This is a genomic window from Bradyrhizobium sp. SZCCHNS1022, from assembly GCF_032484835.1.
Taxonomy (GTDB): Bacteria; Pseudomonadota; Alphaproteobacteria; order Rhizobiales; family Xanthobacteraceae; genus Bradyrhizobium.
Genome location: NZ_JAUETT010000002.1, coordinates 800,654 through 822,923, shown reverse-complemented (window position 1 = coordinate 822,923; position 22,270 = coordinate 800,654). Strand labels below are relative to the sequence as shown.

19 protein-coding genes, 1 tRNA gene and 2 pseudogenes are annotated in these 22,270 nt (G+C 63.7%); 10 read left to right on the top strand and 12 right to left on the bottom strand.

What is annotated here, in order from left to right; translation table 11 throughout:
* Window positions 1-317: 317 nt before the first annotated feature.
* From QX071_RS17385 to QX071_RS17360, 6 genes are all read right to left on the bottom strand, one after another.
* Window positions 318-656 carry a lipid-A-disaccharide synthase N-terminal domain-containing protein gene (locus QX071_RS17385; protein WP_315703859.1) on the bottom strand — a complete coding sequence of 113 codons (339 nt, stop codon included), beginning with the start codon at window positions 654-656 and terminating at the stop codon, window positions 318-320.
* The gene (locus QX071_RS17380; RefSeq protein WP_409977493.1) at window positions 656-1,375 is read right to left on the bottom strand and encodes a glycosyltransferase family 2 protein; all 720 of its coding nucleotides are present in this window, start codon (window positions 1,373-1,375) and stop codon (window positions 656-658) included. The genes QX071_RS17385 and QX071_RS17380 overlap by 1 nt, the downstream gene beginning before the upstream one ends.
* A 179-nt stretch (window positions 1,376-1,554) precedes the next feature.
* Window positions 1,555-2,346: a phosphatase PAP2 family protein gene (locus QX071_RS17375; protein ID WP_315703857.1), complete on the bottom strand. Its 792-nt coding sequence runs from the start codon at window positions 2,344-2,346 to the stop codon at window positions 1,555-1,557.
* Complete coding sequence (locus QX071_RS17370; protein WP_315703856.1) at window positions 2,346-4,088, bottom strand: glycosyltransferase family 39 protein; 1,743 nt, start codon at window positions 4,086-4,088, stop codon at window positions 2,346-2,348. The genes QX071_RS17375 and QX071_RS17370 overlap by 1 nt, the downstream gene beginning before the upstream one ends.
* Before the next feature lie 51 nt (window positions 4,089-4,139).
* The gene (gene pbpC, locus QX071_RS17365; protein ID WP_315703855.1) at window positions 4,140-6,386 is read right to left on the bottom strand and encodes a penicillin-binding protein 1C; all 2,247 of its coding nucleotides are present in this window, start codon (window positions 6,384-6,386) and stop codon (window positions 4,140-4,142) included.
* On the bottom strand, window positions 6,383-11,596 hold the full coding sequence (locus tag QX071_RS17360) for an alpha-2-macroglobulin (protein ID WP_315703854.1): 5,214 nt from the start codon (window positions 11,594-11,596) through the stop codon (window positions 6,383-6,385). The genes pbpC and QX071_RS17360 overlap by 4 nt, the downstream gene beginning before the upstream one ends.
* 415 nt (window positions 11,597-12,011) lie before the next feature.
* On the opposite strand from QX071_RS17360, the gene QX071_RS17355 reads away from it, so the two are divergent.
* The 3 genes from QX071_RS17355 (at window position 12,012) to QX071_RS17345 (ending at window position 13,007) form a co-directional block, all read left to right on the top strand.
* Window positions 12,012-12,088: transfer RNA gene (locus QX071_RS17355), tRNA-Arg, on the top strand.
* A gap of 183 nt (window positions 12,089-12,271) precedes the next feature.
* On the top strand, window positions 12,272-12,409 hold the full coding sequence (locus QX071_RS17350) for a hypothetical protein (protein ID WP_409977492.1): 138 nt from the start codon (window positions 12,272-12,274) through the stop codon (window positions 12,407-12,409).
* A gap of 451 nt (window positions 12,410-12,860) precedes the next feature.
* Window positions 12,861-13,007 (top strand): hypothetical protein, encoded by a 147-nt coding sequence (locus tag QX071_RS17345; RefSeq protein ID WP_315703853.1) that lies wholly within the window; start codon window positions 12,861-12,863, stop codon window positions 13,005-13,007.
* A 108-nt stretch (window positions 13,008-13,115) separates the two neighbouring features.
* Here the strand turns inward: QX071_RS17345 and QX071_RS17340 are convergent, their stop codons facing one another.
* Complete coding sequence (locus QX071_RS17340; protein ID WP_315703852.1) at window positions 13,116-13,271, bottom strand: hypothetical protein; 156 nt, start codon at window positions 13,269-13,271, stop codon at window positions 13,116-13,118.
* Between the two features lie 705 nt (window positions 13,272-13,976).
* Here QX071_RS17340 and QX071_RS17335 point away from each other — a divergent pair.
* The 5 genes from QX071_RS17335 (at window position 13,977) to QX071_RS17315 (ending at window position 16,312) form a co-directional block, all read left to right on the top strand.
* Window positions 13,977-14,351: a hypothetical protein gene (locus QX071_RS17335; RefSeq protein WP_315703851.1), complete on the top strand. Its 375-nt coding sequence runs from the start codon at window positions 13,977-13,979 to the stop codon at window positions 14,349-14,351.
* Between the two features lie 445 nt (window positions 14,352-14,796).
* A complete protein-coding gene (locus QX071_RS17330; RefSeq protein WP_315703850.1) occupies window positions 14,797-14,967 on the top strand; it encodes a hypothetical protein in 171 nt (56 codons plus the stop codon).
* Window positions 14,968-15,057: 90 nt separating this feature from the next.
* Complete coding sequence (locus QX071_RS17325; protein WP_315703849.1) at window positions 15,058-15,246, top strand: hypothetical protein; 189 nt, start codon at window positions 15,058-15,060, stop codon at window positions 15,244-15,246.
* Window positions 15,247-15,687: 441 nt separating this feature from the next.
* Entirely contained in the window at window positions 15,688-15,840 is a 153-nt protein-coding gene (locus QX071_RS17320; RefSeq protein ID WP_315703848.1) for a hypothetical protein, read from the top strand.
* Between the two features lie 205 nt (window positions 15,841-16,045).
* Window positions 16,046-16,312, top strand: coding sequence for a hypothetical protein (locus QX071_RS17315; protein WP_315703847.1), 267 nt, complete (start codon window positions 16,046-16,048; stop codon window positions 16,310-16,312).
* Window positions 16,313-16,329: 17 nt separating this feature from the next.
* Here the strand turns inward: QX071_RS17315 and QX071_RS34095 are convergent, their stop codons facing one another.
* The 4 genes and pseudogenes from QX071_RS34095 to QX071_RS17300 all read right to left on the bottom strand — a co-directional run bounded on the left by QX071_RS34095 (window position 16,330) and on the right by QX071_RS17300 (window position 19,682).
* Window positions 16,330-16,629, bottom strand: coding sequence for a hypothetical protein (locus tag QX071_RS34095; RefSeq protein WP_409977491.1), 300 nt, complete (start codon window positions 16,627-16,629; stop codon window positions 16,330-16,332).
* Window positions 16,590-17,948, bottom strand: a complete 1,359-nt coding sequence (locus tag QX071_RS17310; RefSeq protein ID WP_409977490.1) for an MFS transporter — start codon at window positions 17,946-17,948, stop codon at window positions 16,590-16,592. The genes QX071_RS34095 and QX071_RS17310 overlap by 40 nt, the downstream gene beginning before the upstream one ends.
* A pseudogene (locus QX071_RS17305) lies at window positions 17,945-19,127 on the bottom strand (HlyD family secretion protein). The gene QX071_RS17310 and the pseudogene QX071_RS17305 overlap by 4 nt, the downstream one beginning before the upstream one ends.
* A gap of 186 nt (window positions 19,128-19,313) precedes the next feature.
* Window positions 19,314-19,682 (bottom strand): PRC-barrel domain-containing protein, encoded by a 369-nt coding sequence (locus QX071_RS17300; protein WP_315703845.1) that lies wholly within the window; start codon window positions 19,680-19,682, stop codon window positions 19,314-19,316.
* Window positions 19,683-19,881: 199 nt separating this feature from the next.
* Here QX071_RS17300 and QX071_RS17295 point away from each other — a divergent pair.
* A pseudogene (locus QX071_RS17295) lies at window positions 19,882-20,905 on the top strand (SDR family oxidoreductase).
* 13 nt (window positions 20,906-20,918) lie between these two features.
* Here the strand turns inward: QX071_RS17295 and QX071_RS17290 are convergent.
* Window positions 20,919-21,050, bottom strand: a complete 132-nt coding sequence (locus QX071_RS17290; protein WP_315703844.1) for a hypothetical protein — start codon at window positions 21,048-21,050, stop codon at window positions 20,919-20,921.
* 383 nt (window positions 21,051-21,433) lie between these two features.
* On the opposite strand from QX071_RS17290, the gene QX071_RS17280 reads away from it, so the two are divergent.
* On the top strand, window positions 21,434-21,934 hold the full coding sequence (locus tag QX071_RS17280; RefSeq protein ID WP_315704280.1) for a DUF4142 domain-containing protein: 501 nt from the start codon (window positions 21,434-21,436) through the stop codon (window positions 21,932-21,934).
* The last annotated feature ends 336 nt before the right edge of the window (window positions 21,935-22,270 follow it).

Here is a 22,270-nt window from a genome sequence, read left to right as displayed (position 1 = left end):
GGCGAACAAATTCGGGGCAGGAACTCCTGGATTTTTTTCGCGCTCCGCCGAACGACTTAACAAAATCGTCATATCGACGACAACTGCCAGACGGAAGCGAACGCCGATCCTGCTAGTACATCAGACCGCCACCCGGCAAAACTCTCCGGCGAAGCGCAACACGATTGGGTCGACAAAGTCGACAGTACCATCGAGGAGGCCCGCTCTCTAACCGCGGTTGAACGTTCAGGCTTGCGCCCATTTGACGAAGGCGGATTCCGTCTCATGAAGCACGACCTCGCGGTCGGCCATGCTCATTCAGATAGGCTAAGTCCGCCTTACCGGCTCAGCGTCTGCGAACCATGCTGACGAGACTTGAAGATCAGCATCACGTTGCGAATATAGATGATGTTGGACAACAGCTGACCGAAGATGATGACAGGCTCGCGTTTGACCAGTCCGTAGATCAGCGTCATCACGCCGCCGCCGATCGAGAAGAACCAGAATGCCAGCGGCACGACGCTCTTGCCGGCGCGCTCGCTTGCGATCCACTGCACCAGGAAGCGCGCGGCGAAGGCGAGCTGGGCGGCAAGGCCGAACGCGAGCCAGAAGTCGAACTTGGCGACGAAGATGTCGTAGATGTAATTGCCGAGTGCCTGCCCGTATTGGATCAGCATCAATTCACCTCGGTCGCGATCGGCGTCGGCTTCTTGCGGCGGATCAGCCACCATACGCCCAACAGGTCCATGATCCCGATCCACAGCCGGTCGAAGAAACCGTAGTTCGACACGCCCGACCGGCGCGGCCGGTCGATCACATCCACATAGGCGATGTCGAAGCCTTCCCGGCGCACCAGCGCCGGCAGGAAGCGATGCAAGCCGTCAAAATAGGGCATCATCAGGAACACGTCGCGGCGAAATGCCTTCAGACCGCATCCGGTGTCGCGCGTGCCGTCGTGCAGCACGGCGTTGCGGATCCTGTTGGCAAGACGCGACTGCAGTTTCTTGAAGCCGGTATCCTTGCGACCGACGCGCTGGCCCGCGGCGAGACCGACACGCGCTCCCCCCTTTTCGATTGCCGCAATCAGGTCCGGCAGGAACGCTGGATCGTTCTGACCGTCGCCATCGAGGGTCGCAACGATGGCGCCGTAGGCCGCGCGCACGCCGCTGCGGACCGCGGCGGATTGGCCGGACGAATTCTCATGGCGAAGTACCCGGAGATTCGTTCGCCGCGCCATCTCGTCCGCGAGACGTTTAGCCGTGTCATCGGTCGAGCCATCGTTGACGTAGATGATCTCGTACGCCCACAAGCCATCCAGCGCGGCCGCGATCTCGGCAATCAGCGGCCCGATATTGCCGGCTTCGTTCCGTACGGGGACGACAATCGAGACGGCCAAGGGGTGTTCGGAAGACGGCAAAATCGACGCTCGTGGTGGAAGGGATCAATCCAGGCGGGCTGTGCGCCCTTGCGGTTTCCCGTGGGGGGCTTCTTATGGGGCCGGGCCCCGCCTAGCAACCCCTTTGAGGGGGAAGGCAGGCGGGAGAAAGTCGGGGCAAATTGGCCATGGCGGCCCGATCAACGTGGTACGATTTGGCCGCCGTCACCGACCGCAAAGCCCAGCTGGCGCGTGGCGAACCAATATCGCACCAGCATGGCGCCAACGAGGCCCACCAGAGCGCCGCCGACCACGTCGCTGGGATGATGCGCCAGCAGCACCAAGCGGCTCAACGCAATCGCGACGGCATAGAGGTAGATGGGAATCCGCAACCGGGGCCATACCGCGGCCACGGCAAAGGCGAGCGCGAAGGCGGTCACGGCGTGGGCCGACGGCATGCTGAAATAAGCCTCGGTGCCGTTGAACGGTTGAAAATTGAATGCATTCGCCTTGCCGCCGACGAAGGGGCGGCCACGACCGATCGCCCATTTCAGGACCTGGGCACCCAGAACCGGGCTCAGGACCGCGATAAACAGATATTGAAGATGCGTTCCGAGATGCAGCAAGCGCCTGCGCGAGCCCCGCGGCCAGAGCGGCGCCAGCAACGCCACCACGACCAACGCGGCGGCGAGGGCTGCGAGCACATATTCGTCCTTGCCGAAGTCGGTGAAGATTCGGACCGGCCAGAGGGCGGGTGTGCCGCGCGGCGGCATCAATCCGATCGCCGTGGTGTCGAAGGTGAACACCAACAGCAGAATCAGACCGATGCTGACTGCGCTCAGCGCAAATAGCTGCTGCCTCAGACGGCCCGCAGCCACGGCCTGGTGCGGCGCCTGGGACGGGCGCACAAGGCGCGCAAGTCCCTGCCCGACCACGGCCACGAGATTCGCGCCGTACCCGGGCGCCTTCGCGCTCGCCTCGGGAGCAGTCATTACTCGGTGCCTTCCGACCGGAAGATCGAAATCGTGACCGGGCGTCCTTGCGAGATGTTATAGCCGTCGATGCGCTTGGCGACGTTGTAACGAAGGCCGATCGCTTCGGCGCGCTGGACGAAGCTGCGCTCCGAGCGCTGCTCCACTAGCGCGAAGCGGCAGGTGCCCTGACTCAGGAAATCTGCGGCGCCCGAGCCGTCGGTCAGTAGAGTCGATGAGCCCGTCATGAACACGAGGCTCGGCTCGTGAAAGCCGGCCGCCGCCGCTTTCGGCCCGACGCAAACGACATTGCGCAAGGCGCGAGCAATCTCGGCACTCGGAAACAATGGTGTCAGCGCCGGCAGCACCACGCCATACACCGCGAAAGCAAGGAACATGGCGGAGACTGCCGCATTCAGCAGTGACCGCTCGGCCCGCCCGTCCTCATACAGCCACCAGGCGAACAGGCCGAAAATCAGTGCGGCCGCCACGAACGGCCAAGCCAGGAACACCGGCTGCCGGGTGACACTGATCGCACCGATCACGGCGATCAGCGAGGTGATCGCCGGAATCGCAAACCACCAGGCCGTTCCGCGCCGGAGCCACGAGCGCGACAGCACGCGGCGCTCCAGCGCACCGACCGTGAGGATCGCAATCGCCGGATAGAGCGGCAGCACGTAATGCGGCAGCTTGGTCAACACGGCCTCGAACACGATCCAGGACGGCACCAGCCACGCCAGCAGAAACTGCGCGCCGGGCTCCCGTCGCGCCTGCCAGACCGCGGGCGCCGCCATCACCGCGAGCGGTGCACCGGGCCAGAACGTGATCCAAAACAACAGCAGGTAAACGCCGGGCGGTGCGCCATGCGACTCCTGCGCGCTGATCTTGGCCAGCATGTCGCCGCCGACGGAGTCGGTGAAGAAGGTCTCTCCGGCTCGCAGGAAAATCAGGATGAACCAGGGCAGCACCAGCACCAGCATCCACATCAGGCCCCAGAGCGGCCGCAAGCGCCACAACCACGCGGCCCCGCGATCCATGATCGCGAGTGCGGCGATCGTCAGCCCCGCGAACATCAGGATCAACGGTCCCTTGACGAGGATGCCGGCGGCGAGCGCCGTCCAGAATATCGCGGGCCAACTCCACGGCGGACGTTCGGGATCCTCGCCGCGCTGCCAGGACAGGTAAACCCGCGCCAGCGCCCCCATCGCAGCGACGACGGTCAGCAACAGCATCGCATCCGTCTTGGCCAGCCGAGCCTCGACCCCGAGCAGCACCGAGCAGCACATCATCAGTGCAGCCAAAACGGCGCCGCGGCGGGTCACGAAGGCGAGCGCAGTCCAATAGGTCAGGAGAGACGCGCCGATCGCGCCGATCAGGGACGGGATGCGATAGACCCAGATGCGCAACTCTGCGCGCGGAAGACCGAGTGCGGATGCCGTCTCCACTGCCGCCGATTGCAACCAGTAGATGCCGACCGGTTTCTTGTACCGCACGTCGTCCTGGAAGCGGATATCGACGTAATCGCCGGTCTCGACCATCTGCTTGGTGGCCTGCGCAAAGCGCGCCTCGTCGCGGTCAATCGCAGGGATGGTGAAGAAGCCCGGCAGAAACACGAGCAGCCCGCAGACGAGCAGGAACGCGACCGCCCGCAGGTGGCTGACGGTGACAACATCGAGGAACCGCGCCAGCCGGTTACCTGGATTGACCAGGTTCTTCGGCTCGCGGGGCTCTCCGAAACGGGGACGGGCATAGGTCTCGACCATGGGGTTCCGCATACGCTGAAACCACCGTGTCGACAACCGCTTAGCGAAATGTCACTGAATTCTGACCACAACTGTGTCCGCGGCGCCAACAGCGTCGATGACGGTCAGGCGCGCAAAACCCGGCCCCGGCGGGTCGATCAGACGCTGCCGCCGGCTGTCGATCTCCCCGACCGCCAGCCCATTGACCAGCATCGTCATGGGCAGCACTCCACCGGAGATCTTGACCGGCATGGCGGCCGCATCCACACCGACCGAGCGATCGACGTCGATCCGCGACCCATTCAATGGGAACTGGATATGGGGCGCCTGCTCGGTCCCGGCTCGGACCAGCTCCCCGAACGGCCGGAACCGCCGGAGCGGCAACGGCAACTTGGAATTGCTGGCCAGCAACGCCCCCTTCGGCGGCTTCGGCAATGCTACTGGGAGCTTGCCGGTGCGGGCAAAGGCATCGAACAGGATCGGCGCCGCTGCCAACCGGCCGATCAGCCCGGGAACCGGCGCGCCATCGGGGCGGCCAACCCATACCCCAATCGTGATCCGTCCGTCGAAGCCGACGGACCAGGCATCGCGATAGCCGTAGCTGGTGCCGGTCTTGAAGGCGATGCGGCCGCGTACGGCGTTTTCCGGTGGCGGTGTCCCCAACAGCACATTGCCGGCCTGCCAGGCTGCCACCTGGTCCATCAGCCGCATGGGCTCCCGCGCGTCATCCCTGCCCATGATCTCGCGCAGCGGCTTGGTGCTGCCGAGGCGCGGGAAGCCGGAATAGAGCTGCGCCAGATCCTGCAAGGTGACGCCAACGCCACCGAGCCCCATCGCAAGCCCCGGAGCCTCATCTTTCGGCAGGACGAGATTGGCGCCCGCCTGCTTCAGCCGCGAGGACAGCCGGCTGGCGCCGACCCGGTCGAGCAGCACGATCGCGGGCACGTTCAGAGACAGCTGCAGCGCTCTGCGCACCGGAACCGTGCCCTGATAGGTCATGTCGAAATTCTCCGGCGCATAGGAGCCGAAGCGCACCGGCCGATCATCGATCAGGCTTTCCGGATGCACGAAGCCGTCCTCGAAGGCCAGCCCATAGATGAACGGCTTCAGAGTCGATCCCGGCGAGCGCACTGCGCGGGTCATGTCGACCTGCCCTGCCCGCCGCGCGTCGAAATAGTCGGCCGAGCCGACATGCGCGAGAACGTCGCCGCTGGCATTGTCGACCACGATGATGCCGACCGAGATATTCGGCCCCAGGTTCACGGCGCGATCATGCGCCAGCGGCTCCAGCACTTTCTGCAGGTTGGCATCGAGCGTCAGCTGGATCAGCGATCGATCTTTGACCGCGGCGGCCGCCTGGTCCGCCGCATGCGGCGCCAGGATCGGCATGGGGTGGCGCAAGCGTGGCACCGGTTGCGCTTTCGCCTGCGCCACGTCCTCTTCGGACACGACATGCTCGGACACCATACGGTCGAGCACGCGATCCCTTCCCTTCCTCGCAGCGTCCGGATAGCGGTCGAGCCGGCGCGTCTCCGGCGACTGCGGCAGCGCGACCAGCAGCGCGGCCTCGGCCAGCGACAGCCGTTTCGGCTCCTTGCCGAAATAGGCGATCGAGGCGGCGCGAATGCCTTCGAGATTGCCGCCGTAAGGCGCGAGCGTCAGATAGAGATCGAGTATCTCGTCCTTGCTCATCTGCCGCTCGATCTCGAGCGCACGCACGATCTGCCGCAGCTTGAACTGCAGCGAGCGGTGCTGCCGCGGCTCGAGCAGGCGCGCGAGCTGCATGGTGATGGTCGAACCGCCCGAGACGATATGGCCGCTGGTGGCGAGCTGAACCGCAGCGCGTGCCAGCGCCTTGGGATCGACGCCATGATGCTCGAAGAAGCGCTGATCCTCATAGGCGAGCAGAAGCTTCAGGTAGGTCGGATCGACATCCTTCTTTGCATCGACCGACAGCCGCCAGCGGCCATCAGCCATCGCATAGGCGCGCAGCAGCTTGCCGTTGCGATCGACGATCGTGGTGGACACGGCGCGCGCCTCTTGCAGCGGCAACGGACCGAGGGAGATGATCCAGGCTGTGAAGATGACGATCACCATCGCAAGCAGGACAGCCGCGATCGTCACCAGGCGTCGTGCCGTACCCCACCTCACTCCGTCAGGACCGGCCAAAGCCGCGAAACGCGTCTTCACCCAAGAGCCCCGAATGCCCCCGCGTTTCTGTCGTGCGTCGGGCGAAGACGCGGGCGGCCGGGACAAGCCCGGCCACGACGGAGTTTGAGGTTCCGCCGCGGCTCCTAAATCTGGCCCTGTCTCGCTCATTTCGCCGCGCGAACCTCGACCGATCCGGTTCCCGTCCGACCATAGCGGGAGGGATTGTACATGTCTTCCACATAGGCTTGCGGCAGCACATATTTGCCGGGCGATACCGCGCGCACAACGTACGCCACCGTAAACACCGCCTTGGAATCCGCGGCGCGATCGAGCGCAGCAGTGAAGCGGTCATCGCGGAACTCGGTATTGACCGGTTCCTGGCCGTCCTCGATCCAATCGAGCGTGCCGCTGTCGCCCGACGACACCAGATGCGGGTTGTCGATCTCAAGTCCTGCCGGGAGATAGTCCGACACCATGATGTGACCGAATTCCGGCTTGGCCTCGGTGATCTTCAAGACCACGGCGAAACGGTCGTTCTGCCTCGCCTTCGAGATGTCGGCCGGCTTGCCGTCCAGCGTGTAGTAGCTGCGCTCGATCTTGAAGCCATTGGCGGCAGCGGGCTCGGGTGTCTGCGGCGAGCCGGAGACCGAGACCACCGCCTGCACCGGCGCGTCCCCGGTGTTGCTGATCTTGAGCGACTGGCCGGCAAGCTCGGACGCGCGGTAGCTGCGGTACAGCGCCGTCTTCACCGCCTGACCGTTCACGTCGAGCGCAAGCGTCTCCTTGGCGAGCGCCCGCGCCGCGAGCACCAGCCACGCATTTTCTTGCGTCGAGGTGTAGGGCGTGAGCCCGCGCGCGGCTTCGACCCGCGCAACGGCCTGGGTCAAGGTCGCCTTCGGCGCATTGCCCTCGCCTGCAAGTGACACCAGCGCCGCGGCGTCGCGCAGATCGGAGCCGTAATCGGTGCGGCCAAACACCAGCGCAGGCTTCGGTGACAGGCTGTCGACTGCGGCTGCATAGACCCGCTCGGCACGGGTTCGGTCCCCGACCAAAGCGAGCGCCGCAGCGAGTTGCGATTTCGCGATCGGAGTGGCCAGATTGCTCAGCTTGGTGTCGGCGAGATAGCGCAGATCGCCGATCGGCGCCACGCCATTGCGCGCGAGTACATAGAGGCCGTAGGCAAGATCGCGCCCGCCGGTTTTCTCAGGCTCCTCGGCATTGACCACCGAATTCCTGACGCGGTCGAGCGCGCTCTTGAACAGCACGTCGGGCACCGCAAAGCCCTTCTCGCGGGCGCGGGTCAGGAAGTCCGTCACGTAAGCGTCGAGCCAGGCATCGTCGCCACCGGCCGACCACAGGCCGAACGAGCCGTTGGAGCCTTGGCGGGCAAGGAGCCGGTCGATCGCATCGCGGATGCGCTGGTCGACCGCAGTATCCATCGCCAAATGCGCCCCCGCCGCAAGCTCATTGACATAGAGCAGCGGTAGCGCCCGGCTGGTGATCTGCTCGGAACAGCCATAGGGGTAACGGTCGAGCGCCTTGAGGATCGTCGCCGCATCAAGCGCGCTCGACAGGCTCGCCGACAGCGAGACCGTGCCAGTACCCGGTACGAGGTCGGAGAACATATCCGACGTCAGCGTCAGGCTCTCGCCCTTGGCCAAGGTGCGGATCGAGCGCCGCGCCAGCACCTGCGTCGCCGGCTTGACATCGAGCTGATAATGCCGCGCCAGCGTAAGCCCATTCGGTCCCCTGATATCGACGTCGAACTGCGCGGTTCCCGTGCCCCCGGCATCGAGGCCGAGGCTCGTAGAGGCGCGTTGCTTGGCGGCCAGTTTCATCGTCGTGCTGGCGTTGCCGGCGATCTTCACCGGTCCGCTCGCCCTCACCGCGATGGTGTAGTCGCCGCCGGCGCCTTCGACGTTGTCGAGATCGAAGCTCATCGTGCCGTGATCCCCGTGCAAGAGGAAGCGCGGCAGGGTTGCCGTCAGCACCACCGGATCGCGTACTGTGACGTCGGTCGTCGCGCGGCCGAGCTTGGTCGCGGTCCACGCCACCGCCATCACGCGCGCCGTGCCGGCGAACTCCGGAATGTCGAAACTAATCGCCGCGGTGCCGTCGGGGCCGACCGTGACAATGCCCGAATAGAGCGCGAGCGGCTTCTGCGTCGGCGGGCTGCCCTGCAGTTCGGCGCCACCGGAATCGCCGCCGGTCTTGATCTGGCCGCGGCTCCCCTGCATGCCGTCGATCAGCTGGCCGTAGAGATCGCGGATCTCGGCCGCGAGCTGCCGCTGGCCAAGATAATAATCGTCCGGCGCCGGCGGCTTGTAGTTGGTCAGATTGAGGATGCCGACATCGACCGCGGCAACGACAATCTTGGCATCCTCGCCGGGGCTGAGACCGCCGAGCTTGACCGGAATCTTCAAGGTCGAGCCTGGCCGCACCAGCGACGGCGGCGTCAGGCTGACGTTCAACGTTCGCGTCGCCTTGTCGATGCCAAACCATTTCAGCCCGATGGCGCGTCCCGGCATGCGCTGTGCCGCCGTGTCGAGCGGACGGCGCAGGGTGGCGACCACATAGGCGCCAGTGCCCCAATCTTTGCCGACGACGAGCTTGACCTGATTGGTGCCCTCCTTGACGTCGGTGCTCTGCGTCGTCAGCAGGCGATCGCCGACGACGTTGACGGTCAGCTTGCCGGCGGTGCGCGCGTTGACCGTCACGATCATCGGGTCGCCCGAGGCGTATTGCGGTTTGTCGATCGACGTCTCCAGGAGATCCGGCGTGTCGGCGCTGCCGTCCGAATACCAGCCGACATCGAACTGCACCGAGGTGATCGGACCGTCGGCGTCGGTCGATTTCACGTCGAGCCGGTAGCGCCCGGCCTCCGGCCCGAAGCTGAGCCGCGTTGGCTTGTCGGCCGCGATGCTCACGTCGCCGTCCGCCACCCGGCGGGTGGACTTCACCGGCTCATAGTCCCAATAGGAATTCTGCCGGTACCACTGATAGCGGGACTCGATCTTCAACAGCTCATAGCGAAGGCCGCTGCGGGCGAGCGCCTTGCCGTCGGGCGAGACGAACACGACATCGAAATCGGCCTTTTCGCCCTCGCCGATGCTGCTGCCCGCAAAGGACGGCTTGACACCGATCTGCGCGGCAGTTGCCGCCACCGGCAGCGTGAGCTTGCGCTCGACGGCACGGCCACCGGTCTCGGCCATGCGGATGAAGATCTGCGCCTCCTGCGGGCGGGTCGAGGTCGGCGGCTTGTCGAGGCTCACCGGGAACATTGCCGTGCCTTTGTCGTCGGTCTCGGGCAGGTTCTCGATCGGGGTGCGCTCGTTGGAAGCTGTCTCCTCGTCGGCAACACCGAACTGATAGCCGGCAAAGCCCGGCCGCTCCGCCGCTGATGTGATCAGGATGTCGCCTTCGAGCTGCAGGTTCGAGGCCGGCGCGCCATAGAGGAAATGACCATCGACCTTCACCTCGGCCGGCGCATCCGCCTTGATCATCTTGTCTTTCGACGAGAGATCGAACTCCAGCCGCTCGGGGATATAGTCCTCCACCATGAAGGAGGTCTCGCCGACGGATGCGCCCTTCGGATCGGTGAAGGCGCGCACGCGCCAGGTGCCGGCCGGCACCGCCGAGTTGAGCGGCACGGCATAGCTGCGGCCGCCGGCGCCCTGGTCGGGCAGAACGGCGCGACGGAATTCCACGCCGTCGGGGCGCTCGACCACGAGCGTCAGCGGGCTGCCGGTGAGCGCATTGCCCTGCCCGTCGCGCAGCAGCGCAGTCAGATAGACCGTTTCGTTGGAGCGGTAGACGCCGCGCTCGGCATAGACGAAGGCATCCGGTCCTGTCGGCGCTTCGCGCCCGGCAACGCCGCGGTCAGAGAGGTCGAACGCACTGCTCTTCAGACTGAGAAACGCATAATCGGTCTTCTCGCCCGACACGGTCAGCATGGCCGGCGACAGCCCGCCTTCGCCGCGCGCCAAGCCGGTTTCGAACAGCGCGTGTCCGGCGTCATCGGTCTTACGCGTGGCCAAAATCTCGTTATTGCGCGCGATCAGCCGCACCTCGGCATGGGCGACCGGCGCGGTCGAAGCCAGCGAATTGACGAAGACATGGATGCCGTCATTGCCGGAGAAGGCGGTCACGCCGAGGTCGGAGACGATGAACCATTGGGTCGCGAGCTGGCCGTCTTCGTCGCCATTGGCCGCCGGTGCCTTGGCTGCCGCAGTCATCACGTAGACGCCGGGCTGCAACTCGCCAATCGCCTCATCCACCGGGAAAGCGGTGGTGACGTCCTGGTTCAAGGTCATGGCGGTCGCGAGCTCGCCCGACCACACCTTCATGCCGCGCTCATTGCCGAGATCGGTGAGCTGATAGCTCGACAGCGGCCGCTGGAAGTCGCTGTCGATGACGGTGTTGATCAGGTTGCGATCGCCGATCCGGAACACGTTGATGCTGACCGCCGGGGTGTTGACGCTGACCAGCGGAATGCCTTTCTGCGCGGTGCGCGGCAGCACATAGGCCTTGCCGGTGAAGCGCACGAACGGTTTGCGGTCGCGCACATAGATGTTGAACTCGGCCGATTTGGGCAAAGTCTCCTTCACCGTCGAGGGCAGACCGGCGCGCAGATTGATGTTGTAGCGCTCGCCATGCTTGAGGCCCTCGACGCAGAGTTGCTTGTCCTCAGAGCTCAGCGCCGGCTTGTCGGCACCGGCCAGCGTCACGAACGGGGTGAAGTCGGTCCGCTTGGCGAGATCCTCCGAGAACTGGAAGCAGGCGCGTGGGCTCGCGGAGTCGGAGTCGACGGTGTAGTCGAGCAGGCGGAAACCGTGCTCGTCGCGCAGTCGTTCGTACTGGCCTCTGACGTCGGCGACCTCGCGCAGGTCGAGCGACAGCCTGAGAGCATCGAGCGCCGGCCGCCACAGCTTGCGGTCCGCCATGGTGCGGCCGATCATCGCCAGCGCATCGGCCTCCTCGCCCGCATTGCCGGCGCGCTGATAGGCGATATAGGCGGCGGTGGAGGCGCGCTCCAAGAGGACGGTCTGCTCGGTCGAATTGGCCGGCTTGACCTGGAAGACGATGGTCCGCGCCAATCGTAGCCAGTTGGCGGCATCGTCGGGCGCCGTCGCGGAGATCTGTCCGAGGATCTGCAGCCCGCCGCGGGTATCATTGCGGCGGAACGCGGCGTCGGCATCGCTGCGCAGCGTGGCGACCGGCTTGTTCACCGCCCCCGCCTCGCTCTTGATCTGGGCCTCGAGCTTGATCGCGGCGTCACTGAGATCGTCACGCTTGAACGCCTTCTCGGCCGCGGAGGCGGCAGCAAGGCCGAGCACCAGCGCGGCGCAGAGGGCGGCGGCGCGAACCAGACCGATCATGGGGAACTCCTTCGGAAGCCGCGGGTCATCGCCCGCGTTTTTGCCGATTCGTGGCGAGGTTGGGCGCGAAATGGTGAAAGACTGATCGCAGCCGACGCGGGTTGGCCGCCAGAACGGAACGTCTTCGTGGCGCAATTCCAGCAGCGCCCGAGGTCTCGGGGCAGCAGGCCGTTCATCTCGGGCGAGACTTCGCAAGCCATTTCACAAGCCCTACCGTACCGACGGAAGCCGCGTGGCCGCGGAGGCCGTTCATTCGGTCCCGCAGGCGTGAAAAGTGGCATTCTGGCACTCCCCCGCCCCGCTTTGTCTGCGCAGGATCAAATCCGGTTCGGATCATCTTGGCGAACCGGACAATTTTTCATATAGCGGTGGTATTCAAGCCGACACGGCGGGCCGACTCGCCCGGTGCCAAGACGGTCCCGTAGCTCAACTGGATAGAGTAGCGGATTTCTACTCCGCGGGTTGCAGGTTCGAGTCCTGCCGGGATCGCCACATGCTCCAGAGGCCGGCTTGGGCCCGCTTACGATGCGGCGTGCGGCGCGTCGTCCTTCGTCCTGCTCTCATCGCATTTTCTCAACTGCCGTGTCGGACACCAGGACGCTCGAACGTCCTAGGTGTGCGAAGTGGCTGGTCGTTGCGATCGAGCTGACGCGCGTTATCCAAAAAGGGGCAAGCATGCCGAAAATGATCTTCATCAATCCTCCCGTGATCGACCTTGCCGCTGCGACGGGTTTCTACACAGCTATCGGCTGCGCCCGAAATACCGAGTTCAGCGACGAGCGGGCGTCGGACCCGGCCGGAATGCCGTCCTAGTGTGGTCCGACGCCGGCATTCGCATCCTACTCGGCAGGCATATTTGCGACTCTTGGCCTCATAGATCCACTAGCCAACTTATCGATGTGAGTGAGCTTCGGATTCGACGTTCGCGTCTCGATATTCGGGCAGATTGAGCGAACGTCGAATCTTCTCCACGAGCTGCCCAGTCAAGGCAGCAACTAACAAGACTCGGAGCTGGAAGCGCGGCACCCCGACAACTCATGCGATATCCGCACCGTTCTTTCGTGCGCGGGCCCTCGCTGCAGTCACCTCAACCGAGATGCATCGCAAGTCTTTCTCGCGATGAACACCTGCGACCGCCGCCGACATTAGATGGGATGTCGTACGACATATGACTCACTTCGGGCGGATTTCGGGAATCGATCGAAACCTGCTGGAAACTTGTGTTCGTTAGGCTCGGACCATTCATTTCAGATTGGGAATTGACATGACCGCAATTGGATACGGCCTGATTGTCGCTCAGACGCGCGACTCGGAGTTCGCCACGATCGCCGCCTTCTGCTTGGCGGGACTCGTTCTAAGCTTTGCTCTCGCCTATCTTGGAATGGACCTGGGTACCGGAATCTCCGGCTAACACTACCCTAATGCCGCCTCAGAGAGGCGCTTCCGTCCGCACGTGAGCGGGCAACGTGCCCGTGCGCTTCCCCAGGCGACGGCAAGACTGGCTTGGCGTCGATCCCGATCAAAAGAAGCCGACACTCAGATCGAGACCGTAGCTGGCCGCCAGCAGCGAGACCGCAAGCCCTGCCAGACCGAAGATGAGAAGGATCTTCAGCGTCTCGCTTCCGACGATGGTCTCCGAGACGCGGGAAATAGCTCGAGCGATTGTAGCAGCCATGGCGTCGTCCTCCGGGAGATCCCGTCCCCCACTTACACCGCATTGGTTACGTCCGCTGTGAAGTAGTTCACGCGCGCCGCAACAAAGCGCAGTCGCTACATTCTCGTGAGGCAGTCAAATTAGCCTGAACTTGACGTTCGCTAACACGGACCAAGGGCTCCAAGCCGCAGCGGCCAATGAGGGAGATCGAACCCGTTGGCAGCGGTACCGGGCAACGGTACCGGCATGGGCAAGTTGCGGGCGTCTTCAATGAGATTTCGACGGGACTGCCCGCAGAGCTCGCAAAGCGATGGACGCCAGCCAATCTGCCCTTCGAGCAGCGCTCGACCTGACGAGGGGATCACGAGGGCGCAAATACCCGCAGTCAGCCTGCCAGGTGACGTGCCGCAACGAACACCGCGGTTGCGCAAACCGCCAAAGCTGAGAATAGGCCGGCGACGCTCCGCGTCAGCCGAGCACGCGTTAAATGCCTGGCCATTCGATTTCTCCATCGATCTGGGACGTTAATGGACCAGAGGCGCTGTCGTTCCTGTCCTCCGGCTTCAGTCGCGATTCGATGACAGGCTGATGCGGGTCACGATGTCGGCGCGCCCCGGTCCCTTCCGGCCCGCAGCCATCATAAGGGCACGGAACTACTTCCGGGGAGCAATGGTTCTATGTGGATTGGACATGCAACACGCCTGTCGAGACCCGTAGGATGATCAAATGTCGACCCGAAAAGTTCGGCTGCTCGGCCGCACGGCCGTTGCCGCTTCAATTCTCGGCCTGACGCTCGGCGCGCTGGCGCCGACAAGTGCGAATGCAAGACCGCGACATTGGCAGAGTGGAGGCGCGGCAGCTGCGGCCGTCGCCGGCGCGGTCGGTTTCGGTCTCGCGGCCGCGGCAGCCCGCGACGCCTATGCCTACGACTATGGCGGGCCCGCCTATGTCGACGGTCCGGTCTACTACGGTGGACCGGCTCATTACGACGGGCCAGGTTACTACGGCTACTACCCTGCCGGCCATTTTCCGTATCAGCGTTACGGTGGCGACAGCCCTTATAGCTATTGCGCGCAAGGCACCACCTGGAACTGCCAGTGAGCTCTGCCGAAGCGGCGCGCCGTACCGCACTTCAGAAGTGGAGCCAGTACAGCTCCACTTCACCTAGCGAGGGGCGCGCGATCCTGTCGGGCCGATATCGATCCCACCGACCAGGGCAACGTGCTTGCCCAGCGTGCTCGGCGACGTAGACCTGGTATCGCGCGCGCCTGCACGGCTTGCCGGCCTCAGCTCTGCACCCACAGCAGCACGGCAGCGGTGGCGAGCAGCGGCAGGAGGCCGGCTGCGATCGCGATCCAAAAACCACCCTCTCGGAGCTTATCCATCGGACGGCAACGCAGGCCAAGCGACCTGGTTGCTGACTGCCCATCGTGGCCGCTCCGCGCCATGACGCGAGCGGTAGCGAATTGAACCTGGACGATTTGAAACTGATCGCGGCCCGGTTCGTATCTTAGGCGCTGACACCGTTTGGTAGAGACCGCCTGCCGTGACCGATATCAAGGACATGCCGGAGCGCAAGACCGACAATATCAGGCCCAGCTGTCCCAACTGCGCAACGCCGCTCCGGCTTCGCCAGACCATGCTCGACCCTCGCCGCGGCCGCACGGTTCGGCTGTTCGAATGCGGCAGTTGCGGCGAGCGGCTTTGGGACGATTGACCACGCGGCCACGTGAGGAGGCTGCCGGACACGCTACCTGGGAACCAGATGCCTGTTCCCGCGTTGGATCGCGCCTCTGGAGACGATCCGATGAAAGACATGATTGCACATCTGGACAAGCTCCGAGCCGACGCCGCCGAATGCGCCATGATCCGCGATCTGACGACCGATCGCGCCAAGCGCGAGCTGTTTGGACGTCTGGCGGACCACCTTGACGTTCTCGCATCCGAAGTGGAGCGCGCGGTCCAACGGCAGAAGCGTGCCGAAACCAAACCGTAGCGGCTCGTTCAGCCATCCTGGTAGCAACGGCCGCCGACGCGCCAGCGTCAGATCGATCGAGGTTGTACATGACGCGCGCAACAACCGCGAAATGCTCCCACCGTGTCCGTGCAGCAGCGATCACAACGCGCGAGTAGCTATCCCTCAGCAACCCCAATCATATGTCAGACGAACTAATTCCGCAGAACGGGCGTGGTTAACCAGCATTAATTGAATCTCGTCCATACTTACAACCTTTTAGGGGCTTTTTCTGTAATAGATTCCGTACGCGCACCCTGTTTCCGCAACTTCGCCGCAAAAAGTGCACGAAGCTGGGTTCCAAATTCCGTTGTTAGAAACCGTCTAAAGCAATCACAACGGATCTGCTCTAGCCGGGTTCTATCAGGGATATGCTACAAAGTTGATCAAGCTCAGTCCTCGCACCGCGTACAGAGATCACATATGACAACCATCGTAAAATCTATCCCAAGCTTCCATGACGCCAGCCTCACTGCCGAGCAATTACGTACCGTTCTGATGCTCTGCGGAGCCGCTGTGTTTGGAGCCCTGCTCCACGCCAGCTATGGTCTCGACCTGAGCTACGGCTTCTTCTAAGTCGGGGCTTCATTCAGCGGTTGGAGCCCGCCGGCAGCGGCGGGCTTTTCTACGTCAAGAAGCGCCTTATTGTCGTGGCTCGACCGCACCATCATATTTCAATGTCGCTTTTGCACACCCTCGCCGCTCCAATTTCACAATTCTGCCGCGCGCCAGTTGATGCTTACCCCTGGTGATGTTGTGTGCGTGTGGGGTGGAGTACGTAATGCGTTCGCCAATGTATGATCTCTATCAGATGAAGCCAGACCGGTTGCCCAAAGGCGCGCGCTCGGCCTGGCTCCGAACCCGGCCGAATGAGTCGCCCCCCGCGCCGGAGGATTGGATCTTCGTCGGCAAGGAACGACATCCGAGCAAATGGACCATCGCCGAGATGAAGGAGAAAGGCGTGAGCTACCGCGAGATTCCGAGCTGGCTCTCACGTCGCTCCACGGGCGAAGCATCGCCGCGCTCACCGGAGAGTTCAGCCGCCTGAACCTCGCATTCGCAGCTTCAATGCCCGCGAGGCGCCGCGCCGAGGTCGATCGGCCTGATGCTCAGAGCCACCGGAATCATCAGAAGCCCCAACATCGACAGCGTCCAGAATACGTCGATATAGGCGAGCAGATCGATCTGATGTTGTAGCGTCTGCCCGACCCAGGCGATCGCCTGCCCTGCCGCGTCGCTTGCATTGGATCCATGCGCCTGAAAGTAGCGTGTCACCGCATCGATCGTCTGCTGATACCCGATGTCGGACGGTGCCGCGTGCTCGATCAGCCTGCTCTGATGGAATTGCTGTCGTTGCGCCAGCATGGTCTGCGACAGTGCCCCCCCATCGAGCCCCCGATATTGCGCGCAACATTGATCAGGGCCGAGGCTTGGTTGGTCTTGTTCGCTTGCACCCCGTCATAGGATGCGGTCGTGACCGGCAGAAAGAGAAAAGGCAGCCCGACGCCGAGCATGACGCGCGACATCGCTGCGTAGCCGTAGGTGATGTCGCCGTTCAGCCCGGTCAGATACCACATCGCGAGGGCGACGACGGCGGCGACGAACACCAGGAGATATTTCGGCTGGACGACGCTGACGAGGCGCCCGACGATCGGCATCATCATCATCGTCACGATGCCGCCTGGCGACAGCACGAGTCCGGCCAAATACGCCGTGTAGTTGAGCTCTGCCTGCAGCAGCTGCGGCAACATCTGCGTGGTTGCGATCAGCACCGCCCCGGTCGCCAGCATCACGATGAAGCAGGCGCCGAACTGGCGCCGCCCAAGCAGACTGATATCCACGATAGGATCTTCGCGGCTCAGCTCCCAAGGTATCAAGGCCAACAGGCAGACCCCCGCGAGCAATGCGAAGCTGAGGATCATGTTCGAACCGAACCAGTCGTTGCGCTGCCCTCGTCGAGCACGAATTCCAGCGAGCCGAGCCCGATCGCGACCAGCGCGAAGCCGATGACGTCGACGCGCAGGCCATTGCTGAGCAGCCGTGCCCGCTCCTCCTCCGCGCCCGACGGCTCGCCCACGAGGGTACCGACGAGGAACAGCGACAACAGGCCCATCGGCACATTGATCAGGAACACCCAATGCCAAGAGTACGTATCGGTGATCCAGTCCCCCCAGCGTCGGGCCGACCACAGGCGCGACCACGACGGCGACACCGTAGATCGCGAATGCCTGTCCGCGTTTCGCGGGAGGGAACGAATCGGCCAAGATCGCCTGCTCGCTGGTCGCCATGCCGCCGCCGCCGAACCCCTGCAGGATGCGGAACACGACCAACGCCTCCAGGCTCCACGCAAAACCGCACAGGAGCGAGGCGAGCGAAAACACGGCGACGCAGATCATGTAGAAGCGCTTGCGGCCGATCACGGTGGCGAGCCAGCCGGAGATCGACAGCACGATCGCATTGGCCACGAGATAGCTTGTGATCACATAGGTGCTCTCGTCGATGCCGACGGCCAGCCCACCCGCGATATGGCGGAGCGCGACATTGGCGATCGTGGTGTCCAGCACTTCCATGAAGGTGGCGATCGAGACCACGAAGGCGATCAAATAGGGATTGTGGCCGGCGGCAGCGGACCGCTCCGGCGACCAACCGCCAGCAGCAGCGCCGCCTTCGGCAGCGTCGGTCATCGCACCTTCGTCCAGGGTACGACCGACATGCCCGGTCCGACCGCCAGATCGGCCGGCCATTCGTCGATCGTGATCTTGACCGGCACGCGCTGCACGACCTTCACGTAATTGCCCGTGGCGTTCTCTGCCGGCGGCAGACTGAAGGCCGTGCCGGAGCCCGGCTGTACCGATGCCACACGCCCGGAGAGCTTCCGGCTCGGATAGGCGTCGATCCGCACCTCGACCAGCTGCCCCGGGCGCATGTCGGCGAGTTGGGTCTCCTTGTAGTTCGCGACCACCCAGAGCTCGTCCGGCACGAACATCATCAAGCTCTGTCCCGCAGTTGCCAGCGTGCCTTTCGCCGCGCTCAGTTTGACCACGCGGCCGGCCTCCGTGGCCGTCACGTTCGTGTATTGCAGGTTGAGCTTGGCCTGATCGAGCTGGGCCTGCGCCTGCTGCAACGAGCCTTTGGCGCTTTCAAGCTGCGCCTGCAGGGTCTTTATTCCGAGCTCAGCCGCCGTCAATGCCGCCTTCGTGCGCGTCGTGTTGGCCTGTTGAGCCTGCAAGTCGGAGCGGGTCTGCTGCTCACGCTGAACCGTGCCCGCCCCCCTCTCGACGAGATCCCGTGCGCGGGCTTCCTCCTGCTGGGCGAACTCGAGCTGCGCCTGGGCCTGTTCGACCTGCGCCTTGGCCTGTGCGATCTGCTCGCGCTGGCTATCGATTTGCGCCTGGATGTTGTCGACATTGGCTTGTCCCACGGCGACTTGCCCTTGCGCCTGATCGACCGCAATTCTGTAGTCGCGATCATCGATGCGCGCGAGCACGTCGCCGGCTTTGACATGCTGGTTGTCGGTCACCGGAACATGGGTGACGTAACCGCCAACCTTCGGCGCCACCGAATAGCTGCGCGCTGCGACGAAGGCGTCATCCGTGCTCTCGTAGTGGCGCGCATTCAACCAATAAGCAAGCGCACCGATCGCAGCTATCAGCAGGATGCAAACGCCTGCCGCTGTCAGCACCGGATGCGCCCGCAGCCGATCCGCCAGCGACCGTTTGTGCTCGGTCTGCGCCTGCTGCTCTCTGCTCTCTGCCCTCCTGCCCGCTCTTGCGATCCTGCTCCGCGGGCTTCGGCTCGGATCGCGGCTCAAGCGCTTGCGCCTTGTCCGCAGACAACCCGCGCGATTTGGTCTGGGCATCCACGGCAAACACCTCGGCTTGAACTGTCGATTGCGCCCCTGCGCGACGGCTTCTGCCAAGTAATTGTCTTGCGCGAGCTTCGTTCCCGGCCCGCTTTCGCAGCTGCTCAAGAATGGCTGCGATCATCAGCAAAAGGCCGCCCCGATGGACGGCCTCGCGCGTGTTGAACCCGTGCGCGCCCGACAGGGGTCACACGATCGGAACGCCGTAATAATCATTGACCGCCCGAGTTGCGGCGACGTCCGACCAGTTCCACTCCCGGTCATCGCTGTAATGTGGCGCGCCGCGCAGCTGGCTCTCGGTGATTCCGGTGACGTAGCCGCCCAGCCGTGTATCGTATTTCAAGGACTGCCAGGGCAGCGGATAGTGATCATTACCGAGGCCGAGGAACCCGCCGAAACCAAGCACGGCGTAAGACACTCTGCCGCTCTTCTTGTCGATCATGACTCGCTCGATCGTGCCGATCTTGGTGTCATCAGGTCCATAGACCGATGTCCCCTCGACTTTGTCGCTGCCGATCAGACTACCGAATTCGCGTTGGTCAATTGACATAGCCATGTGAAGCCTCCGTCCGAATGGAAAATTTGAGCAGAGCGCTGTTGCCAAGTTCACAACGACGCCGACCGCTCCGAATTGTTCCGGGGATTGCCAAAGCGCGGTCGTACCGGGGCGGTGGACATCATCGGAATTGACCGCGCTGACTAGAAACGTTCCGTAGCGAACGCCGTTGACCTGCAGAAACGCGGAGAAGACGTGAATGGCAGACGACCAGATCCCTTCGATGTCTCACCGACGAATGGTCGCCGGCGGAGCCACCTTGGCCGCAAGCGTCCCTCGTTTCTGCAACGGCGAAAGGACGCGAGCCAATGGCAGGCGAGAATGGCCAAGCCCCCATCAATCAGGACCTCATCAATCCCGTCGACAAATATCCGAAGCCTCCATTCAACAGGCAGTCGCAGCCTTGACCAGGGCCGGCGGGTCAGATGGATCCCCGTCCCGATCACGGCGAAATCAGCTACAAGGGCTCCGCGCGCCTTGTCGGTCGCAAGGCGCTGATCACCGGCGGAGACTCCGGCATGGGGCGCGCCGCGGCGATCGCTTATGAGCGCGAGGGCGCTGATGTCGCCATCAATTACTATCCGACCGAAGAGCCGAATGCCCGGGAAGTGATCGCGCTGATCAAGGCCGACGGCCGCAACGCTCTCGCCATTCCTGGTGATCTCCGCGATGAGCGGTTCTGCCAGGAGTTGGTGCAGCGCGCCGTCGAAGGACTCGGCGGCCTCGATATCATCATAAGCAACGCCGGACGCCAGCAGGCTCGACAATCCATCCTCGACATCTCGTCCGAGGACTTCGATGCGACCATGAAGACCAATATCTATGCGCCGTTCTGGATCATCAAGGCGGCGCTGCCGCACCTGAAGCCCGGCTCAGCCATCATTGGCACGGCGTCGGAGCAGGCCTATGACCCTTCACCGGACCTCTATGATTATGCCCAAACCAAAGCAGCGACGATGAACTACGTGAAATCGCTCGCCAAACAGCTGGGTCCCACGGGTATTCGCGTCAACGCGGTCGCTCCGGGGCCGATCTGGACGCCGCTGCAGGTATCAGGCGGCGCGACGATGGAGAAACTGGAGAAGTTTGGCGGGCAGACGCCGCTAGGACGACCGGGACAGCCGGCCGAACTGGCCTCGATCTATGTCCAGCTCGCAGCCGCCGATGCGAGCTACGCCAATGGTCAAGTGTACGGCTCGTCGGGCGGCTCGGGGCAGCCGTAGGCTGCTAGCTGGATCAGATGTGGGTCACCGGCTGCGGAAGCGCATAGGCTTCCGTCCGGACCTGCCGGATGGTGGTGATCGTCGCGAAGGCCGATGCCATTCCAAAGGCCACGATCAGGACAATAAGGACCAAGCGGGGAGTCATCTGACGTTCCTCCTTTCGCTCCCAATGTCTTGTCACACCCGATGTCTTGTCACGCCGAAGAGCTCGCACCTAAGTACGCGGACGATCCGAGTCTGGGTGGCCCAAGGGCGACACCTCGCCGTCAAGCCATTCCTGCCCTTGGGCCAGCGCGGCCCACCCCTGGGCCATACGTGTGTAACGCCTGAACACAGGCCCCTGCGCGGCGCGCTCGGCAAGCTGCAGGCAATTCTCAGCGTGTTCTCGAAATCGATCTGACTGTTTCATCAATCTTAGCTGGTAGCCGCACCGGCGGCCTACAACCGCCCTTACGCGTTATTAATGTTGGTGGAACTTGTGGGCGACTGCGCGATTTTGAAGCCATGAGAATTGCTGCCTTGCTCTTCATGCTCGCTCTCGGCGCCGGCGCGGTGCGCTCAGAGAGTCTCGATCGCACGCCACTCGGTGCTGTCGATCCACACCCGACGCCGCCTGAGGTCATCGCTCGCTTGTATGAGTTCGACGCATTTCAGCAGGCGGCGATCGATCGTACGGCCGCACTGTCGAACTCTGACGTTCAGAACGTTGCTGCGCTGCGGGCCGAGGCCGCGCTGCAGCGCGATCAGGCGCTTGTCGAGTTGCAGCACCGTGCCGGCAAGGCTGAGATCAGCCGGCCAGCTGCCGGCGAGCGGGCCGACGTACTTGCGGCTATGGACTCGGCCGAAGGCCCCGCCTTTGTACGCAGCTTCTATGCTGCCCAGCTGGCTCAGTACGAGATGACCGTTTCCGTGCTCGAGCGCTATCTCCAATCCTCGGATATCGATGATGTGAAGAATTTCGCAGCGGCGCAGCTGCCACGACTGCGTGCCGAACTTGAAGACACGCGAGCCGCACTTGCTGAAAAATAGCGGCCGTCTCCGCTTACTTTCCGGTGTCCGGCTTATGCTGCTGGTCGAGCGGCATCACGTTCCTGTCGCTGTCAGGCATCTTGTCTCGCCGCTGATCGCCATTGGCATCGCGTCCGCCCGAGGTCGATGTTCCGCTGCCACTCTGCTGCGTGCCATGCCGGTCGTCGGAGCGGTTCCCGGCGTAGCCGAGCTTGCCGCGGGATCCCCGAGGACCGATCCACGTCCGCTCGGCCCGCCATTCTCCGCCAAGGCCGCCGGTGAGCCGAGGACGAGCACAGCAGCAAACATTCCTAGAACTTTCATAAGCCATCCTCCATCGTAAGGCTTAAGTACCCG

What these genes read in the sequence shown, in the direction of transcription:
- QX071_RS17310 (WP_409977490.1), bottom strand. Translation starts at nt 17,948, where the DNA reads ATGACCGACGCTGCCGAAGGCGGCGCTGCTGCTGGCGGTTGGTCGCCG.
- QX071_RS17280 (WP_315704280.1), top strand. Translation starts at nt 21,434, where the DNA reads ATGCTCGCTCTCGGCGCCGGCGCGGTGCGCTCAGAGAGTCTCGATCGC.
- pbpC (WP_315703855.1), bottom strand. Translation starts at nt 6,386, where the DNA reads ATGAGCGAGACAGGGCCAGATTTAGGAGCCGCGGCGGAACCTCAAACT.
- QX071_RS17375 (WP_315703857.1), bottom strand. Translation starts at nt 2,346, where the DNA reads ATGACTGCTCCCGAGGCGAGCGCGAAGGCGCCCGGGTACGGCGCGAAT.
- QX071_RS17370 (WP_315703856.1), bottom strand. Translation starts at nt 4,088, where the DNA reads ATGGTCGAGACCTATGCCCGTCCCCGTTTCGGAGAGCCCCGCGAGCCG.
- QX071_RS17350 (WP_409977492.1), top strand. Translation starts at nt 12,272, where the DNA reads ATGCCGAAAATGATCTTCATCAATCCTCCCGTGATCGACCTTGCCGCT.
- QX071_RS17290 (WP_315703844.1), bottom strand. Translation starts at nt 21,050, where the DNA reads ATGACTCCCCGCTTGGTCCTTATTGTCCTGATCGTGGCCTTTGGAATG.
- QX071_RS17315 (WP_315703847.1), top strand. Translation starts at nt 16,046, where the DNA reads ATGCGTTCGCCAATGTATGATCTCTATCAGATGAAGCCAGACCGGTTG.
- QX071_RS17325 (WP_315703849.1), top strand. Translation starts at nt 15,058, where the DNA reads ATGAAAGACATGATTGCACATCTGGACAAGCTCCGAGCCGACGCCGCC.
- QX071_RS17320 (WP_315703848.1), top strand. Translation starts at nt 15,688, where the DNA reads ATGACAACCATCGTAAAATCTATCCCAAGCTTCCATGACGCCAGCCTC.
- QX071_RS17345 (WP_315703853.1), top strand. Translation starts at nt 12,861, where the DNA reads ATGACCGCAATTGGATACGGCCTGATTGTCGCTCAGACGCGCGACTCG.
- QX071_RS17385 (WP_315703859.1), bottom strand. Translation starts at nt 656, where the DNA reads ATGCTGATCCAATACGGGCAGGCACTCGGCAATTACATCTACGACATC.
- QX071_RS17300 (WP_315703845.1), bottom strand. Translation starts at nt 19,682, where the DNA reads ATGGCTATGTCAATTGACCAACGCGAATTCGGTAGTCTGATCGGCAGC.
- QX071_RS17340 (WP_315703852.1), bottom strand. Translation starts at nt 13,271, where the DNA reads ATGGCTGCTACAATCGCTCGAGCTATTTCCCGCGTCTCGGAGACCATC.
- QX071_RS17335 (WP_315703851.1), top strand. Translation starts at nt 13,977, where the DNA reads ATGTCGACCCGAAAAGTTCGGCTGCTCGGCCGCACGGCCGTTGCCGCT.
- QX071_RS34095 (WP_409977491.1), bottom strand. Translation starts at nt 16,629, where the DNA reads ATGCTGGCGCAACGACAGCAATTCCATCAGAGCAGGCTGATCGAGCAC.
- QX071_RS17360 (WP_315703854.1), bottom strand. Translation starts at nt 11,596, where the DNA reads ATGATCGGTCTGGTTCGCGCCGCCGCCCTCTGCGCCGCGCTGGTGCTC.